This window comes from Cytophagaceae bacterium, from assembly GCA_016722655.1.
Taxonomy (GTDB): Bacteria; Bacteroidota; Bacteroidia; order Cytophagales; family Spirosomataceae; genus Leadbetterella.
In genome coordinates this window covers 1,284,594-1,301,698 of the sequence record JADKIR010000004.1, presented here as the reverse complement: position 1 = coordinate 1,301,698, position 17,105 = coordinate 1,284,594, and the positions used below count along the sequence as shown (strand labels likewise).

Sequence of the window (17,105 nt, the reverse complement as noted above, 5' to 3'; positions counted from 1 at the left end):
TTTTATTTCATTTTTGTCAAAATCATATCACATCCATTAAACCTTAAATTTTTGAGTATAATAAAATTAACGAAATATTTTTGCTTTGTTATGCAAGCATACTATTTTTGTTAAAAAGGTTGTTAGAATTATGGAATTTCAGGTAAAAACAATGGCCGAAATGGCCGCCAATGGAGAAAGCCCCGACGTGCTTTTCTGGGTGGGTTGTGCAGGTTCTTTTGACGACAGATATAAAAAAGTAACCAGGGCCTTTGTTAAAATTCTGAATCATCTGGACATAAAATTTGCGGTTTTGGGTACAGAAGAATCTTGCACCGGAGATCCTGCACGTAGGGCTGGAAATGAGTTTACCTTTCAAATGCTTGCCCAGCAAAACATCCAGGTTTTGAATGGATACGAAATAAAGAAAATAGTAACAGCCTGTCCGCATTGTTTTAATACTTTGAAAAACGAATATCCTGAACTGGGAGGCAATTACGAAGTGTTGCATCATTCTGAATATCTGCAGGCTTTGGTAAATGAGGGCAAGCTGAAAGTTACAGGTGGAAATTTTAAAGGCCAGAAAATCACGTATCATGATTCCTGTTACCTTGGTCGGGCCAATGAGATTTATGAAGCACCCAGAGACCTGATCAAAGCTCTCGATGCTGAGCTGGTAGAAATGAAACGCTGTAAAACCAACGGCCTTTGTTGTGGTGCCGGCGGAGCTCAGATGTTTAAGGAACCTGAAAAAGGCAAGAAAGATATTAATGTGGAACGCATTGAAGATGCTCTTGAAACCGGAAGCAATACTGTGGCTGTGGCTTGCCCTTTCTGTATGGTGATGATGTCAGATGGTATAAAAAACAAAGAAAAAGAACACGAAGTTAAAGTATTTGATCTGGCAGAGCTTTTGGCGGAAAATTTATAATTTTTTAAAAAATCTCCCAAAAACCTATTACTTTCATATTCAGATATTTCAACCTTATATCGAATATGAAAAACCTAAGCTCTCGCAGAGAATTTCTTCAGAAAACAGCCCTCGCCATCCTGGGAATGGCGGCATTTCCCTCTTTAGCCCGAAAAGTAGCAGCCAGTGACAAATTAAGGGTAGCCCACATTGGGGTAGGAGGTATGGGAAACGCCCACCTCAACTGGTTTGCAGCACTGCCCGAAGTCGATGTAGTGGGTATATGTGATGTGGACAGTGACCACCTTTCAGGTACCGCCAAAAAATATGCGGAAAAATATCCTGATCGCAAACTCGAGCTTTTTAATGATTTCCGAAGGGTACTTGACCGTAAAGATATTGATGCCATTACCGTAGCTACTCCTGACCACTGGCATGCTCAGTTGGCGATTTTGGCCTTCGAGGCAGGGAAAGATGTTTATGGTGAAAAACCGCTTTCTTACAGTGCCCGGGAAGGTCAGCTGATGCTGGCTGCCCAGCAAAAACATAATAAAATATTTCAGTTAGGCACCCAGATACACGCAGGAGAAAATTACCATCGGGTGCAGGAAATTATACAGTCGGGAGTTCTGGGGAAAATCAAAACTGTTAGACTTTGGAAAACAGGACTTCCTCCGGTACTGGGGCCATCAAATTATCAAATGCCACCGGCCAATCTTAATTACGACATGTGGCTCGGGCCGGCTCCCTATCATGAGTATTCTCCCGAAAGAGTGCATTTTACTTATCGCTATTTTCTTGATTATTCCGGGGGCGTATTTCAGGATTTTTGGTGCCATATCGCTGATATTGTCTGGATGTCGATTAACCCGCAAAATCTGAGAAGAATAACGGCCAATGGAGAAAAACCGGAAGGCGTAGCCGATGCTCCCCAAACGATAAATATAGAATATGAATTTGATGACCTCAAAATATTCTGGACTTCGACCCCTCCAGATGTACCCGGAGCGGATTCGAGAGGCATTGGGGCATATTTTGAAGGTGAAAAAGGAACTTTGATTTGTGATTATAGCAGCAAAGAAATAACTATTAATGGCGTCACGATGCTCGATGCACCCGATGTGCCGGTATCAATCATAAGATCGCCCGGGCATCAGCAAAACTTTGTGGACTCGGTTAAGAGCCGGAAACAACCCGAAAGCAACCTGGAATATGCCCGGAAAATGACATTGCCCATGCATTTGGGATTGATTTCTTATCGACTAGGAAAGTCTTTGAAATGGAATCCTGAAACAGAGAGATTTATCAAAAATAAAAAAGCCAACAAGCTTCTTTGGAGGCCGTACCGGGAAGAGTGGAATCTGATAAGGGCAAAATAGTCTTTAATTTAAAAATCTTTGAATGCTATTTTTTTAATTCACCATACGAAATGGTACTTTTTAAATAAATAATATTGAATTTAACATAGCAGGTTGATTTATTGATTTTTTATTAGAATAAGATTAAAAAATGAAAATCAGAAGTGATATAACTTTGTAGTCTAAAATAAACTAAGATGACTACTACTCACGTAAGCCACTCAAAAAAAATAACTGCTGGCACTTTATTAGTGGCATTGGGTATTATTTATGGTGATATTGGTACCAGTCCCCTTTACGTTTTGAAAGCCATTATCGAACATAGACAAATATCCGAAGAACTAGTTTATGGTGGAATTTCTCTTGTATTTTGGACACTCGTTTTCCAAACATCCATAAAATATATCTGGTTAACATTACAAGCTGATAACCAGGGTGAAGGAGGGATTTTTTCACTTTATGCTTTGGTAAAAAGATATGGTAAAGGTTTAGTAATTCCTACTATTTTGGGAGCCACTACACTACTTGCCGATGGCATAATTACTCCACCCATTTCAATTTCTTCTGCAGTTGAAGGTCTCAAAATGGTACCCTTTCTTGATCATCTGCCAACTGTACCTCTTGTAATAATAATTTTATCGGTTTTGTTCTTTTTCCAAAGATTTGGCACCGAGAAAGTAGGTAAGTTTTTTGGGCCCGCTATGGTAATATGGTTTCTGATGTTATTGATTCTTGGCATCAACCAAATCATCCTGCATCCCAATATTTTTAAAGCACTCAGCCCGGTTTACGGATATCACCTTTTAACTCATTATCGTGATGGGTTTTGGATTTTAGGTGCTGTATTTCTTTGTACCACCGGAGCCGAAGCACTTTACAGTGATTTGGGCCATTGTGGAATTGGAAATATCCGTATCACCTGGTTTTTTGTAAAGACCTGTCTGGTAATCAATTATTTGGGTCAGGCAGCATGGTTAATGAACCAAAATGATTTGCATCTCCACGGTCGTAATCCATTTTTTGAAGTTATGCCACATTGGTTTTTATTACCGGGCATTTTTATAGCAACTATGGCAGCAATAATAGCCTCACAAGCTTTGATTACTGGTAGTTTTACCCTAATCAACGAAGCCATGAACTTAAACTTCTGGCCAAGAGTAGGAGTAAGGCAACCCTCTGAAAGTAAAGGTCAGATTTTTATTCCAAGTGTTAATACCATGCTTTGGATAGGCTGTATTATGATAGTTTTGATTTTTAAAAATTCCGCCCGCATGGAAGCCGCATATGGTTTGGCAATCACACTTACGATGTTGGTTACCACCTATTTACTTTCTTTTTTTCTGCATTTCAAACTCAAATGGAACAAGCTCATTGTAGCGGCCTTTGTAACAATATTTTTTTCAATAGAATTGGCCTTTTTTGTTGCGAATATTAAGAAATTTCCTGATGGTGGATTTATCACCCTGATTATTTCGGGAATCTACTTCTTTATAATGTTTTCAGTCTTTTCGGGAAGGAAAATAAGTAATAGGTTTACCAAGTTTGTCGATATTGAAAAATATGAGGATATTTTCTCTGAATTAAGTGAGGATGATAGCATACCCAAGTTTTCAACTCATTTGATTTACATGACCAAGGCCAATTCTCATCATCAGATTGAAGAGAAAATCATGAAATCAATACTGGCCAAAAAACCTAAACGAGCCGATGTTTACTGGTTTTTGCATATCAACCGAACCAATCAACCCTATACACTTGATTATGAGGTGTTTGAATTATTGAATGACAAGATTTTCAAAATCAATATCAACATAGGTTTTAGAGTTATTCCAAAAACGGAGGTTTATTTTAAAAAGATTATTCAGAAATTGGTTGAAAACAGAGAACTAAATCTCCATATCAGGCCCGATGGCAGTACAAAATATAACCCTGAGCCAGACTTTAAGTTTGTCGTAATTGAAAGATTCTTATCGGTAGAAAATGAATTTACCCTGAAAGATGGGGTTATTCTTAATACATTTTTCTTCCTGAAAAGAATAAGTTTGAGCTATGCCAAGTTTTTCGGACTTGAAAAAAGTGATGTTGAGGTCGAGAATATTCCCTTGGTTTATCAGCCAATTGCTGTTCCAGAGCTTAGAAGGATCAATCAGCATGATTAATAAATTTTCTTGCAAAGAATAATTTAAAATTTACATAAAAAAGAAATTAGAATCGGGATTGGTCTGTTGCAGAGAATAACAAAAAATGCTTTCATTTGTAGCTTTTTACCAAGAACCTAAAGAATGAAATCATTTATAAAGAAAATATTTTTACGCAAATCGGTTTTAGATTCTGAAGGTGTTTCAGGTTTCCGGAAAGCTAAAGAAAATCGGGAAGTAATCATCACCGCCAAGCATGCCTTTAAGGATTTCTTTTTGATTACTATCGGAATTTTTTCTGCTTCTTTTGGCTTCAAAGGGTTTCTTCTTACCAATCATTTCATTGATGGCGGAGCTACCGGTATTTCATTATTGATTTCAGCCCTAAGTGGCATTCCACTTTATTGGTTGATTATCGCTGTTAATATTCCTTTTATAATTTTGGGATACAATGTGATGGGTCGCAATTTTGCTATAAAGACCTCATTGGCCATTGCAGGACTTTCATTGGTTCTGGCAACGGTGAGTTTTCCAAATGTTACTGATGATAATCTTCTGGTTGCCATTTTTGGTGGATTTTTTTTGGGTGCCGGAATTGGTTTTGCGGTCAGAGGAGGAGCGGTGATTGATGGTACTGAGGTATTGGCTATTTATTTGAGCAGAAAATTGGGTACCACTATTGGCGATATTATCATAATTATCAATGTGATTATATTTTCTGCAGCAGCCTATTTTTTGGGTGTCGATATCGCCATGTTTTCTATGATCACCTATTTAGCCGCCTCCAAAACGCTCGACTTTTTTGTCGAAGGTATTGAAGAGTACATCGGCGTAACGATAGTATCGGGGCACTGCGAAGCCATAAGAGACATGATAATCAACAAAATGGGCAGGGGTGTAACTGTGTATAGTGGCAAGGGAGGCTATGGAAAACATGGCCCAACCAAAGAAATAGATATAATTTTTACAGTTATCACTCGTCTTGAAATCAATAAATTAAACACAGAACTTGAAAAAATTGAACCTAATGCATTTGTGGTAATGCATAGTGTAAAAGATACCAAAGGAGGGATAATAAAAAAGCGACCCTTACAACATTAAAATTTAAAAATATTAATCAAGAAACGACCTGTATTTTAAAAATGAATCAAAATTTATAAAGATTATGTGGCAATTTTATCATAAAAAGTCAATAAAAAACCCCTTATAATATATTAACTAATTGCCTTATTTTTAATTGTTTGTGTTTTTTTAGTATTGTATCATCTTGATAATTATCATATTTAGCTATGATACGTAAGCAATTTTAATCAAACAAAAGATGCAATTTTTAGAAATATTTTAACAAACTTTGGAAGGTCTAACCTAAACCATTTTTGATTTTTAACTTTAACAAATTTATATGGAAGCATTAATTATTATCATTTTTATCGCCGGTTATGTGGCTATTGTTCTTGAACACAAGCTATCAATTAACAAGTCCGCCTCAGCACTTTTGACCGGGGTTTTAACCTGGGCACTTATCGCACTAAGTTCAACCAATATGGAAAAAACCAATGAGGAGTTGCTCCACCACGTGAGTGACATCGCAAGTATTTTGTTTTTTCTGATGGGTGCCATGACTATTGTGGAGATTGTTGCTACTTATGGAGGCTTTGAAATAATAACCGAAAAAATTAAAACCAGAAAACAATCTACACTTTTGTGGATAATCGCAATTATTGCTTTTTTTATGTCTGCCGTATTAGACAACCTTACTACCACTATAGTAATTGTAGCTTTATTAAGAAAACTTATTGCTGATTCCAAAACCAGATTGTTGTTTGCCGGTATTGTTGTAATAGCTGCAAACGCCGGTGGTGCATGGACACCCATTGGTGACGTAACCACCACCATGCTTTGGATTGGCGGACAAATCACAACCGGAAATATAATGAAGCAGTTGTTTGTGCCATCTATGGTAAGCTTATTGGTACCATTGGCCGTTACTACATTTACTTTAAAAGGTGAATTACCTCCGATAGTTGCAGACAAACATTCGCATGATTCTCCAAGTGCACATTTTGGAAAAGTCATTATTTTCTGGGCCGGTATGCTAGGTTTACTATCTGTTCCTGTATTTAAAACGCTCACCCATTTGCCTCCATTTATGGGTATGATGCTTTCATTAAGCGTGATTTGGATTATTGGTGAGTTTTTGATTAAAGATAAAGACGAGCATACACAAAGGAAATTTAATATACTGAGAGCTCTGGAAAAGATTGACTTACCGAGTGTTTTATTCTTTTTAGGAATTTTACTGGCAGTTTCATCTTTAGAAAATATTGGTGCGTTACATCATGCAGCTGAGTGGCTTGATGCTCATGTTTCTAATCAAACTCTGGTTGTTACGATAATTGGTCTTCTATCATCAATAGTTGATAACGTGCCATTAGTAGCTGCTTCTATGGGTATGTACAGTCTGGAGCAATTTCCTGTTGACCATGAATTCTGGGAACTATTGGCATTCTGTGCAGGTACAGGTGGTAGTATTCTGATCATCGGTTCGGCTGCAGGCGTAGCTGCTATGGGTCTTGAGAAAATTGAGTTTTTCTGGTATATGAAAAAAATCAGTTGGTTAGCACTTATCGGTTATTTTGCCGGAATAGGTGTGTTTTTACTTCAAAAAATGATTTTTGCTTAATTTTTTCTGATAATATTAACCCTCGATCTGCTTTAGGTCGGGGGTTTTTGTTTTTTACACAAAATCACATCTTAAAATCAATTCAAATTTTCGGTTTAAATTGCATTTGATTTTGTTAATTTGTGAGTTTATTGACATTATTCAACCTTTTGATCATTATTTCTATGAAAAACAAAATTTCTATTCTCGCTATTCTCCTTTTGATATCGATTGGAGGATACGCCCAAAAACAATTCAAGGCATTTCTGTTTTCACGTACTGCAGGCTGGCATCATGAGTCTATTCATGAAGGCGTAGAGGCCATAAGAAAACTTGGAGAACGTCATTTTTTTGATGTGGACTGGCAGGAAAATCCGGCCTTTGTAACTGAAAAAAACCTTGAAAACTATCAGGTGATTATTTTTCTAAATACAACTGGTGATGTGTTGAATGCCGAGCAGCAAAAAGCCGTTGAGAAGTTTGTGCAATCAGGCAAAGGTTTTGTCGGAATACATAGTGCATCTGATACCGAATACGACTGGGAATGGTACACCAAAATGATCGGGATGATGTTTAAGATTCACCCCACCAACCAAACCGCCTATCTCAATGTTGTAGATAACAATTTTCCGGGCATGGAGCGGTTTCCAAAACGTTTCCTTTGGACTGATGAATGGTATGAATTTAGAGATCAACTATCTCCCGACTTAAAATTCTTGGTAGCAGTTGATGAAAAAAGCTATAATCCAGTTGTAAAATGGGGGAAAAATGAAGGCAAAGGAATGGGCGTAATGCACCCCATCAGTTGGTACCATCCTTATGACGGAGGAAGAGCATTTTACACAGCTTTAGGGCATATTCCGGCAACTTTTTCTGACCAAACCTTTCTCGATCACATTTATGGAGGAATATATTGGGCTGCCACAGGCAAAGGAATCAATTAAAGCTTTTATTTTTAGCAAAAAAGATGCATTTTTGAACTTTTTAAAAAACTAAATAATTAATAAATGTCTATTTGGAGAAAGAAATCTATCAGACTACTACTTTCTGAGGCGGAGGGCAATGAGAAAAGTCTGAAAAGAACTTTGACCGCCTGGTCTTTGGTTGCTTTGGGGGTTGGGGCTATTATTGGAGCTGGTTTATTTGTAAGGACAGCCGCCGCCGCCGCCAATAGTGCAGGACCATCTGTAACCATTGGATTCATAATAGCTGCAATAGGTTGTGCATTTGCTGGCCTTAGTTATGCCGAATTATCATCATCTATACCGGTCTCGGGGAGTGCTTATACCTATACATACGCCACCATGGGAGAGCTTCTTGCCTGGATCATTGGCTGGGACCTTATGCTGGAATATGCCGTAGGAGCCGCTACCGTAGGTATTGCCTGGAGTGAATATCTCAACAACCTGCTGGTCGAAGTCCTGCACGTCAGTCCGATTCCCTACCAATTTTCACATTCTCCCTTCCAGACATCGGCGGATGGAATTCAGGGAATAATCAATTTGCCGGCATTGTTTATTGTTGCTGCCATTAGTTTGCTTTTGATAAAAGGGATTCAGGAGTCAGCTTTTGTAAATGGAATCATCGTGATTCTCAAAGTAGCTATCGTATTGATGATTATTGTTTTTGGTTGGCAATTTATCAATCCTCTCAACCATGAAGTTTATATTCCTGAAGCCACAAAATATATCGATGATCAGGGAATAAGCCATAATTTTGGAAGTTGGAGAGGCATATTAGGTGCTGCCGGCACGGTATTTTTTGCCTTCATAGGATTTGACGCCGTGAGTACTGCAGCACAAGAAACAATTAACCCTAAAAAAGCCCTTCCGGTTGGGATTTTAGGTAGTTTAGCTGTTACTACGGTTCTTTATATTTTATTTGCTCATGTGCTTACCGGAGTGGCCTCTGTGGAGGATTTCAGAACAGGAGGCAAAGAGGCTTCAGTGGCTTTTGCAATCAATAAATACATGACCGGCTTCTCCTGGTTGGGTGATTTTGTGACTATAGCAATTTTAGCCGGTTTTTCTTCGGTTATTTTGGTGATGCTTTTGGGCCAATCGCGGGTGTTTTATTCTATGGGTAAAGACGGCCTTCTGCCAAAAGTTTTTGCTGAGTTACATCCCAAGTTTCGTACTCCATACAAAGCCAACCTGATTATTATGGTATTAGTAGGGGTATTTGCAGCCTTTATTCCAGGAGATATTGTGGGCGATATGACCAGTATCGGTACTTTGTTTGCCTTTATTCTGGTTTCTGCTTCTGTAATTGTTTTGAGGAAAACAGAGCCTAATCTGATAAGACAATTTAAAACACCATGGGTACCGTTAGTACCTGTCTTAGGAATAATTGTGTGTCTTGCAATGATTTATGGTTTGGGCTGGACCAACTGGCTGAGGCTAATAGCCTGGATGGCCATAGGAATAGTAATTTATTTTACTTATTCCCGAAAACATAGCAATCTCAATAAGGATGAAGAATAGAAAATTTTAGGGACATAGAAATATGTCCCTTTTTTTATGGAGATAGTTGAAATAAATACACTGGACAAAAACCTTCTGACGCAATTTGAAGAAGTTTATACTGATGCTTTTCCTGCCAACGAAAGACAACCTCTACGGGTAATACTCGATCGTATAAACCATAAAAAAGAAACTCTTCTAGCTGCATTTATTGATGTAGAGCTGGTTGCCTTCGCCTTATTGTTTGAACTTCAAAACACTGAATATTATCTATTGGACTATCTGGCAATTAAAAAAGATCATAGAAGTAAAGGCTTAGGTGGAGAAATGTTGAAGAAAGTTTTGGAGTTTTCTTTTGCAAAAAATAAAAGTATTTTGCTTGAAGTTGACCACCCAAATAATTCCGAAAACGAATTGCAGAATACAAACAGGATAAAGTTTTATCAGAAATATGGTGCAAAAATTATTGACAATCTCATTTATGAACTTCCGGATTTGGAAAAAAAGAATAATCCAACTTTTCAGTTTTTAATGATTATTCAAAAGGACAGAACAATAGACAAAATATCGGGAATGGAAATTAAGGTTATACTAGAACAGCTCTATTATCAATTATATGAAGGAATATTTGATGAAGACAAGCTAAAAAAAATGAAAACCGGCCTGCATGAAATCAATCCATTATTTACGATTTAGTTCTAGCGAACCAAAAACCAGGTGCTCCAGGTACGCCTCGAGACTTTTAGGTGTTTTTTCTTTTAGGTCAGTTAACCTTGGCAAATGGTGCATAAAATAGTATTGTAAATGCGAAAGTTCTACCAAAGAACTCGCCAAAGAACGAGGGTATTTGAAATTTGGCTTGTATTCTGAAAAAACTCCGGCTATCATTTCTACCAGCTCTTTATAGGGTTCAAAAAGTTTTTGTTGATTCATGGCTTCCACTTCTTTTGACAAAAATGCTTTGCTTCCTTCGGTAATACATATTTTATATAAACAAGCTTGATCATACCCTCCAAACGACACATCCTGGTTGTCTTCCCATACAAGCAAATCAATGATTTTTTCGATTTTTTTACGGCTATCATTTATTTCTCTGATTGCCATCAAAACTTGAAAGTGGATATATGACCAATAGAGTTCCATGATATATACCAAAATTTTGTGTTTATTTTCAAAATAACGGTAAATGGTAGCCTCTGTTGAATTAATCTCGGTGGCTAATTTTTTAAAAGTAAAATGCTCATAGCCCAGTTCACTTATTAATAAAATGGAGCTTTTTATTATTTTTTTACCTATTTCGCTACCTTGAGGGTCTTTGAGATAGGTATTATTTTCGAGTTTAAGAACAATTTCTAGAGCCATAACATCCTGAATATTTTTGCAAAAATAACAATATAAATAATATTAAAAATAAAAGTTAATATTTTTTTAATGATAGTAATACTATTATAGTTGAAATTATTTTATACATTTGCATCAAAATCTAACTTATGGCACAGGAAAAAAGCATAACAGTAGCAATAAGTCGCTTACTTGACTTAGTCAAAAAAGACAAAAGAGATGTTTACAGTATTTATTTGCTGTCAATATTGGCAGGTATTGTATCCTTATCTCTTCCACTAGGAATACAAACCATCATAGGATTTGTAATGGCGGGGTCATTATCAACATCAATCGTAATTTTGATTGTATTGGTGTTGATCGGTACATTTTTAAGTGGATTCCTGCAAATAAAGCAGCTAGAATTTATTGAGAAAATTGAACAAAAAATATTTGTCAGGTATGCCCTGGAATTTGGTAGTAAACTGCCTCATCTCAACATCGAAAAACTCGACAGCCATTACTTACCAGAGCTTGTAAACCGGTTTTTTGATGTACCCACTTTACAAAAAAGCTTGCATAAATTATTGGTAGATATTCCAGCGGCTTTATTTCAAATATTGCTGGGAACTTTACTCTTGTCGTTTTACCATCCGCTATTTATCGCTTTTGGTATTGTTTTACTACTTATTGTTATAGTGGTTTTAAAAACTACCTCAGCAAAAGGCTTCGAAACTTCCATATATACAAGTGACTACAAATACAATGTGGTTTCCTGGCTTGAAGATATTGCCCGCAGTATTAAAACCTTTAAGTTTGGACGCGAAAGTATGATTAATATAAACAGAACCGACAGTATCAGTGCTAAATATATTGATGCCCGTACAAAACATTTCAAGATTCTGAAAATACAGTTTTGGAGTTTGGTGGCATTCAAATTACTGATTACAGCGGCAATGTTGATTTTAGGAGTAGTGTTATTGATTAATCAGCAGATAAACATCGGACAGTTTATTGCGGCAGATATAGTAATAATTGCAATTATGGCTTCTATTGAAAAGCTCATTGGCAATATGGATCAGGTGTATGAAGCACTCACTGCGGTGGAAAAACTCAATAAAGTAATAGGGTCAGAGTTAGAGAAGGGAGGTAGCTTGAAGTTAAGCTCAGCAAACCAGGGACTATCGGTGGTATTTGATGCCGTTTCTTTTAGTTATCCCGACACCGGATTGGTTTTTGAGCAACTAAATTTCGGATTAAATTCCGGTGAATGGATGTTGATTACAGGAAAATCGGGTTCCGGGAAATCCACTATTCTAAGGTTATTATCCGGTACTTTCACCGATTTTAAAGGCAAAATTTTTGTGGATGGACTACCAATCAAAAATTATGATCTTCACAACCTCAGATCTAATATGGGAATGCTTTTTGGGCAACTTGACCTTTTCTCAGGAACACTCTTGCAAAACATTACACTCGATAATCCGAATATTGATTTGGAAAAAGTAAAGGATATGACCTGTATGGTGGGTTTAGATGAATATGTAAAAGATCAGGAGTATGGTTTTGATGCTATGATTGACCCAATGGGAAAACGACTTCCAGCAATAGTAAAAAATCAAATTTTGCTTTGCAGAGCCCTTATAATGCCATCAAAACTCTATATTCTTGAAGATCCTTTTGGATGCCTGAAAGATAAAAATACTGTGGCAGTAATTGATTATTTGAAAAATACCGGAGCAACTGTTATTGTTACCGGAAACCATCAGAGTGGTGATTTTGACAAGGTTTTAGAATTATAAATTATTTAGTCAAAAATGAAAAATTATATAGAAATAGATTTGGAAAATGAAAACTTCAAATCAGACCTAAAATCAGTAAAGGGTATTTATAAAATTGGGAAAAATAATGGCAGGAAGTGGTGGTTTTGGGGCTCTTTAGCTGTTGCGGCTCTTGTTTTGGTTTTGCCATGGACACAAAATATTAGAGCCAAAGGTTTTGTAACTACTTTGTTTCAGCAAGATCGCCCGCAGCAAATCAATGCGGTGATTGGGGGTAAAGTTGAAAAATGGTTTGTGAAAGAAGGGGATTTTGTAAAAAAGGGTGATACATTGTTGAGACTGGGTGAAGTAAAAGTGGAGTATTTTGACCCAAATCTAATAGACAGAACCCGTCAACAGATTGAAGCTAAAAATCAAAGCATAGATGCCTATCAGGGAAAAGCGGCAACCGCTCAGGCTCAAATGGAAGCTTTGGGGAACTCATTAAAGCTTAAACTCCAATCTTATGATAACAAAATAGGCCAGCAATTGTTGAAAATTAAAAGTGATAGTGCTGATTTTTCTGCAGCAAAAAATGCCCAACTAGCTTACCAAAGGCAATTTGAATCTGCCCAAAATTTGTATGACAGCGGTGCTATTTCTCTGACTGATTTTGAGAAAAGACGGGTTGCTTTTCAGGACGGAAAAGCCAAACTGAATGTAACGGAAAACAAGTTTTTTCAAAGCAAGCAAGAATTGATAAATCTTAAAATTGAAAAAAACCAGATAGAACAGGAGTACCGGGATAAAATTCTGAAAACCGAAGGCGACAGATTTGGCAGTATCTCTGCAGCGACCAGTACGGGTTCTGATGTTTTTAAACTCGAAAATCAGCTTTCAAATTATGACATAAGACGTCAGTTTTACTATATCACAGCTCCTCAGGATGGTCAGGTAACCAAAGTTGCTAAAGCCGGTATTGGAGAAATCGTCAAGGAGGCCGAAATTTTGGCCGAAATAGTACCGCAGGAAGTTACAAAAGCAGTCGAATTATATGTTGAGCCACTAGACCTTCCTTTGTTGTCAAAGGGCCAAAACGTTAGATTTGTCTTCGACGGCTTCCCCGCTATTGTTTTCAGTGGCTGGCCGGAAGGGTCTTATGGTACATTCGGTGGTAAGGTGTCTGCAATAGAGACATCAGTTGCTGAAAATGGAAAATTCAGGGTGCTAATCGCTGAGGACCCTGATGATAAACCCTGGCCCAAAGCTCTGAAAATGGGCGGTGGGGCAAATGGTATAATGTTGCTTAAAGATGTGCCTATTTTCTATGAATTGTGGAGAAACATCAATGGTTTCCCTCCTGATTTTTATAAGTCTGAGACTGTCAAAAAAGAAAAGAAGTGAAAGTGGGCATTATGACTGTTTGATGAAATTTAGGTTATGATTTAAGAATATTTTGAAAACAAAAATGAGATCTTTGAAAATAACAATTTTGGTATTCTTCATTTTGATATTAAGCTACAATAGCTCTGCACAGGAAGTATTGACTTATAATCAATTTATGGAGCAATTAATGGCTTTTCACCCTGTGGCAAGGCAAGCAGATTTGCGTGTAGGGCAGGCAAGAGAAGGCGTGATGGCAGCCAAAGGTGCATTTGACCCGGCAATTGTTTTTGATCATGACCAAAAAGTCCTGAAAGACAAACAGTATTACAATTACTCTAACGTGCAAGCCAATTATCAAACCCCGTTTGCAGTTAAATTAAAAGCAGGAATTGATAATTCAGCCGGTAACTATATTAACCCTGAGCTTACTAATGGCCGGTTGGGCTATTTTGGCATCGAAATGCCCTTGCTCAAAGGACTTTTGATTGATTATAAAAGGGCAGAATTGAAAAACGCGGAAATATTTGTCAACCAAACCGAGCAACTAAAAAGGACGTTTCTAAATAATTTGGCTCTGGAAGCCTCAGAAATGTATTGGGACTGGTGGGGAAAATTCAGAGTTATGTCCAATTTTTCTGATTATCAAAAAAATGCAGAGAAGAGGCTGGGCCTTACAAAAATTTTGTTTGAAAACGGTGACAGGGCGTTAATAGATACCGTGGAGGCAGCCACTCAGTTGCAGAATGTTCAATTACTGCTCAATCAGGCACGGCTTGACTATTATGCTGCCGGAATCAATTTGGGTAGATTTATGTGGAACAAAGAAGGAATGCCTTATTTTTTATCAGAAAAAATAATTCCTGATACAACCGCCGGGAATATACTTAAATTAGAATCCCAACTTTCCGGTGGCACAGATCTCAATAATCACCCCGAACTTAAGGAATATCAATTTAAAATTGAAGGTCTGAATGTATATCGGAATTTGAAAAAACAAAGTCTTTTGCCAGAACTCAACCTCAAAGCCAATCTGCTGAGTTCTGAAGCAAGTGCTTTGAATTTTTTTGGAAATAGTATAAATGAAAACTACAAGTTCGGCTTAGGATTTAAAGTCCCATTATTACTACGAGAAGCACGTGGAGAGTACCGCATGGCTGATTTGAAAGTTAAAGAGTCGGTTTCGGTTCTAGACCAGAAAAAATGGGAAATCAACACCAAAGTTTTGGCTTATGAGTTGGAAAGAAACCGCCTTTCAGACCAGCTTAAACTTTTGGAAAAATTGATTGAAAACAACGAAATACTTCTCAACAACGAAGATTTGAAATTTAGACAGGGAGAAAGTAGTCTTTTTTTAATCAACAGCAGGGAAAATAAAATTTTGGAGACAATCCAGAAAAAATTTGAAACGCAGGTAAAATACAATAAAACAATGGTTAAACAGCTTTGGGCCGGCGGCACTTTAATGGAAATATAACACAATCATTTAAGGCTGGATAACCTCTAAAAAGTTATTTTTCAATTCCTGATTTTCGATTATAAATTCTTTAAAATCAGCAGTTTTTGAAGATAAAATCATTTTTCCCATTACTTCTACCGAACGCTCAGTGAGTATCTGGTCAAATTTATCTTCTACACCCAAAAATTTCGTAAAGTTTATAAGCAGTGCATTCATTTTTGCTTTTGCTTCGGTCAAAGTATGATTTTTAATCAAAATATATGCTACCCGCAGGTGTGCCTCATGCGTAAAAATGGCAGGATGTAGGGTACAAGCTCGCAGTGATTCCAGAATAGTCTGATCATCAAGGGCTTCGTGCATTTCGAAAAATATATCCCGATCTTTGATAATAGGAAAAGTTTTAACGTCTGGTTCCAGCCAGTTTAAACGCCCTCTGACCGAAAATAATTTTTTTTGAGAATAATATTCAAGAGCCAACTGGCGGCTGGTCCATTTCGAAAGTAAAAATTGATTACACAATTCGTCAAAATCAATAATATCCGGATTCTGCTCAATAAAATGCCTGGAAATTACCAGCCAAAATCTGGTGATAGTTTCATGATATCCCGAATTTTCCGAGTTTTCAGTGCCTGTGGTTTCATTGAAGGCTTTAATCTTTTCACGCATCAAATTCAGTGCCTTCAAATTGGAGTATGAGAAAGCGTGCCACAGCCCAACCACCAAGTGTGCTTCGTGGGTCCATTCAGATTTTGGAAGAGTTTTATCGTTAAATCCGAAAATTATTTTTTTATAGGTCATTTTGCGAATAATAGTTAGCAAATGCCATTCAAATAGTGGAAGTCAGCAAAAAGAAATATTACTTTAAGGAAAGAGCAATCCCATCAAAACTGATTCCGGCCCAACCAAATTTCATAAAATTACGAATATTCTGATGGTCTGTGCCTTCTGGATTGTTCAGAACATCAATACGGTAATACTTACCAAAGCATGCCAAAGTTTCACTTTCTGAAAGCTGATTTATTTTTGAAAAATAAAAAATTTTGCATGAGCCATTGTTTTGACCGGCGTCATTTATTTGGTCGCCATTTTTAAACATGGTTGGTGAAAATAAATAATACTCATCAATAAATGCAATGACTTCGTCAAATGAAATGCTTTTTAGATTGGATTTTATTTTCTCCAAAAAAACTCCAAGATTGCTCATTTAAATGGTTTTATTTAATCGACTCTTTGATTGTTTTACCAAGTTTTATCAAATCGCCCGAAGACCTGAAACCCGGGCTTTTTTGAATAACATTTCCGTTTTTATCCAAAAAAATCAATGTTGGATAAGCCATAACTTCAAATTTCTGAGCCAATTCAGCCCCTTCAGCCTGTTCACCATCCAGGGCAACATTGATGTAATTTTGGTTAAAATAATCGCCCGCTTCTTTATCGGCAAAGGTATATTTTTTTAGTTGCTTGCACGGACCGCACCAGGTGGCATAAATATCCATGAAAATCGGCTTGTTTTCTTTTTGTGCTCGTGCAATTGCCTCAGCCCAGGAACCTTTATGAAATTGTATTCCTCCTTCTGGGTCTTCCTGAAAATTTACGGCAGGATTTCTAAGCTTGCTTAAGCCCCAAAAAGCCATTAAGGCCAGTACAATTATGATAATATTAGTCATCTGTTTT

The 17,105-nt window shown here is 37.1% G+C and carries 15 protein-coding genes; 11 read left to right on the top strand and 4 right to left on the bottom strand.

Annotated features, from left to right (window positions below; all coding sequences use genetic code 11):
- Positions 1 to 151: 151 nt before the first annotated feature.
- The 8 genes from IPP61_06190 (at position 152) to IPP61_06155 (ending at position 10,205) form a co-directional block, all read left to right on the top strand.
- Positions 152 to 910: a (Fe-S)-binding protein gene (locus IPP61_06190; protein ID MBL0324756.1), complete on the top strand. Its 759-nt coding sequence runs from the start codon at positions 152 to 154 to the stop codon at positions 908 to 910.
- 65 nt (positions 911 to 975) lie between these two features.
- Positions 976 to 2,268, top strand: a complete 1,293-nt coding sequence (locus IPP61_06185) for a Gfo/Idh/MocA family oxidoreductase (GenBank protein ID MBL0324755.1) — start codon at positions 976 to 978, stop codon at positions 2,266 to 2,268.
- Between the two features lie 176 nt (positions 2,269 to 2,444).
- Positions 2,445 to 4,406 (top strand): KUP/HAK/KT family potassium transporter, encoded by a 1,962-nt coding sequence (locus IPP61_06180; GenBank protein MBL0324754.1) that lies wholly within the window; start codon positions 2,445 to 2,447, stop codon positions 4,404 to 4,406.
- A gap of 123 nt (positions 4,407 to 4,529) precedes the next feature.
- On the top strand, positions 4,530 to 5,486 hold the full coding sequence (locus IPP61_06175; protein MBL0324753.1) for a YitT family protein: 957 nt from the start codon (positions 4,530 to 4,532) through the stop codon (positions 5,484 to 5,486).
- Positions 5,487 to 5,787: 301 nt separating this feature from the next.
- On the top strand, positions 5,788 to 7,068 hold the full coding sequence (gene nhaD, locus IPP61_06170) for a sodium:proton antiporter NhaD (GenBank protein ID MBL0324752.1): 1,281 nt from the start codon (positions 5,788 to 5,790) through the stop codon (positions 7,066 to 7,068).
- 164 nt (positions 7,069 to 7,232) lie between these two features.
- Positions 7,233 to 7,991 carry a ThuA domain-containing protein gene (locus tag IPP61_06165; GenBank protein MBL0324751.1) on the top strand — a complete coding sequence of 253 codons (759 nt, stop codon included), beginning with the start codon at positions 7,233 to 7,235 and terminating at the stop codon, positions 7,989 to 7,991.
- A gap of 63 nt (positions 7,992 to 8,054) precedes the next feature.
- Positions 8,055 to 9,530, top strand: coding sequence for an amino acid permease (locus tag IPP61_06160; GenBank protein ID MBL0324750.1), 1,476 nt, complete (start codon positions 8,055 to 8,057; stop codon positions 9,528 to 9,530).
- Between the two features lie 36 nt (positions 9,531 to 9,566).
- A complete protein-coding gene (locus tag IPP61_06155; GenBank protein MBL0324749.1) occupies positions 9,567 to 10,205 on the top strand; it encodes a GNAT family N-acetyltransferase in 639 nt (212 codons plus the stop codon).
- Here the strand turns inward: IPP61_06155 and IPP61_06150 are convergent.
- The gene (locus tag IPP61_06150) at positions 10,191 to 10,871 is read right to left on the bottom strand and encodes a TetR/AcrR family transcriptional regulator (GenBank protein ID MBL0324748.1); all 681 of its coding nucleotides are present in this window, start codon (positions 10,869 to 10,871) and stop codon (positions 10,191 to 10,193) included. The genes IPP61_06155 and IPP61_06150 overlap by 15 nt on opposite strands.
- A gap of 128 nt (positions 10,872 to 10,999) precedes the next feature.
- Between IPP61_06150 and IPP61_06145 the strand changes: the two genes are divergently transcribed.
- The 3 genes from IPP61_06145 (at position 11,000) to IPP61_06135 (ending at position 15,449) form a co-directional block, all read left to right on the top strand.
- Positions 11,000 to 12,631: an ABC transporter ATP-binding protein gene (locus IPP61_06145; protein MBL0324747.1), complete on the top strand. Its 1,632-nt coding sequence runs from the start codon at positions 11,000 to 11,002 to the stop codon at positions 12,629 to 12,631.
- 39 nt (positions 12,632 to 12,670) lie between these two features.
- Positions 12,671 to 13,993 carry an HlyD family efflux transporter periplasmic adaptor subunit gene (locus IPP61_06140; protein ID MBL0324746.1) on the top strand — a complete coding sequence of 441 codons (1,323 nt, stop codon included), beginning with the start codon at positions 12,671 to 12,673 and terminating at the stop codon, positions 13,991 to 13,993.
- A gap of 73 nt (positions 13,994 to 14,066) precedes the next feature.
- Positions 14,067 to 15,449 (top strand): TolC family protein, encoded by a 1,383-nt coding sequence (locus tag IPP61_06135; protein MBL0324745.1) that lies wholly within the window; start codon positions 14,067 to 14,069, stop codon positions 15,447 to 15,449.
- A gap of 9 nt (positions 15,450 to 15,458) precedes the next feature.
- Here IPP61_06135 and IPP61_06130 read toward each other — a convergent pair whose 3' ends face one another.
- From IPP61_06130 to IPP61_06120, 3 genes are read right to left on the bottom strand one after another with little or no spacing between them, the layout of a single operon-like run.
- Entirely contained in the window at positions 15,459 to 16,229 is a 771-nt protein-coding gene (locus IPP61_06130) for a hypothetical protein (protein ID MBL0324744.1), read from the bottom strand.
- Between the two features lie 58 nt (positions 16,230 to 16,287).
- Positions 16,288 to 16,635, bottom strand: coding sequence for a HopJ type III effector protein (locus IPP61_06125; protein MBL0324743.1), 348 nt, complete (start codon positions 16,633 to 16,635; stop codon positions 16,288 to 16,290).
- Positions 16,636 to 16,645: 10 nt separating this feature from the next.
- Complete coding sequence (locus IPP61_06120; GenBank protein ID MBL0324742.1) at positions 16,646 to 17,098, bottom strand: thioredoxin family protein; 453 nt, start codon at positions 17,096 to 17,098, stop codon at positions 16,646 to 16,648.
- Positions 17,099 to 17,105 lie beyond the last annotated feature (7 nt).

What these genes read in the sequence shown, in the direction of transcription:
- IPP61_06145 (MBL0324747.1), top strand. Translation starts at nt 11,000, where the DNA reads ATGGCACAGGAAAAAAGCATAACAGTAGCAATAAGTCGCTTACTTGAC.
- IPP61_06180 (MBL0324754.1), top strand. Translation starts at nt 2,445, where the DNA reads ATGACTACTACTCACGTAAGCCACTCAAAAAAAATAACTGCTGGCACT.
- IPP61_06190 (MBL0324756.1), top strand. Translation starts at nt 152, where the DNA reads ATGGCCGAAATGGCCGCCAATGGAGAAAGCCCCGACGTGCTTTTCTGG.
- IPP61_06160 (MBL0324750.1), top strand. Translation starts at nt 8,055, where the DNA reads ATGTCTATTTGGAGAAAGAAATCTATCAGACTACTACTTTCTGAGGCG.
- IPP61_06130 (MBL0324744.1), bottom strand. Translation starts at nt 16,229, where the DNA reads ATGACCTATAAAAAAATAATTTTCGGATTTAACGATAAAACTCTTCCA.
- IPP61_06165 (MBL0324751.1), top strand. Translation starts at nt 7,233, where the DNA reads ATGAAAAACAAAATTTCTATTCTCGCTATTCTCCTTTTGATATCGATT.
- IPP61_06125 (MBL0324743.1), bottom strand. Translation starts at nt 16,635, where the DNA reads ATGAGCAATCTTGGAGTTTTTTTGGAGAAAATAAAATCCAATCTAAAA.
- IPP61_06155 (MBL0324749.1), top strand. Translation starts at nt 9,567, where the DNA reads ATGGAGATAGTTGAAATAAATACACTGGACAAAAACCTTCTGACGCAA.
- IPP61_06120 (MBL0324742.1), bottom strand. Translation starts at nt 17,098, where the DNA reads ATGACTAATATTATCATAATTGTACTGGCCTTAATGGCTTTTTGGGGC.
- IPP61_06185 (MBL0324755.1), top strand. Translation starts at nt 976, where the DNA reads ATGAAAAACCTAAGCTCTCGCAGAGAATTTCTTCAGAAAACAGCCCTC.
- nhaD (MBL0324752.1), top strand. Translation starts at nt 5,788, where the DNA reads ATGGAAGCATTAATTATTATCATTTTTATCGCCGGTTATGTGGCTATT.
- IPP61_06150 (MBL0324748.1), bottom strand. Translation starts at nt 10,871, where the DNA reads ATGGCTCTAGAAATTGTTCTTAAACTCGAAAATAATACCTATCTCAAA.
- IPP61_06175 (MBL0324753.1), top strand. Translation starts at nt 4,530, where the DNA reads ATGAAATCATTTATAAAGAAAATATTTTTACGCAAATCGGTTTTAGAT.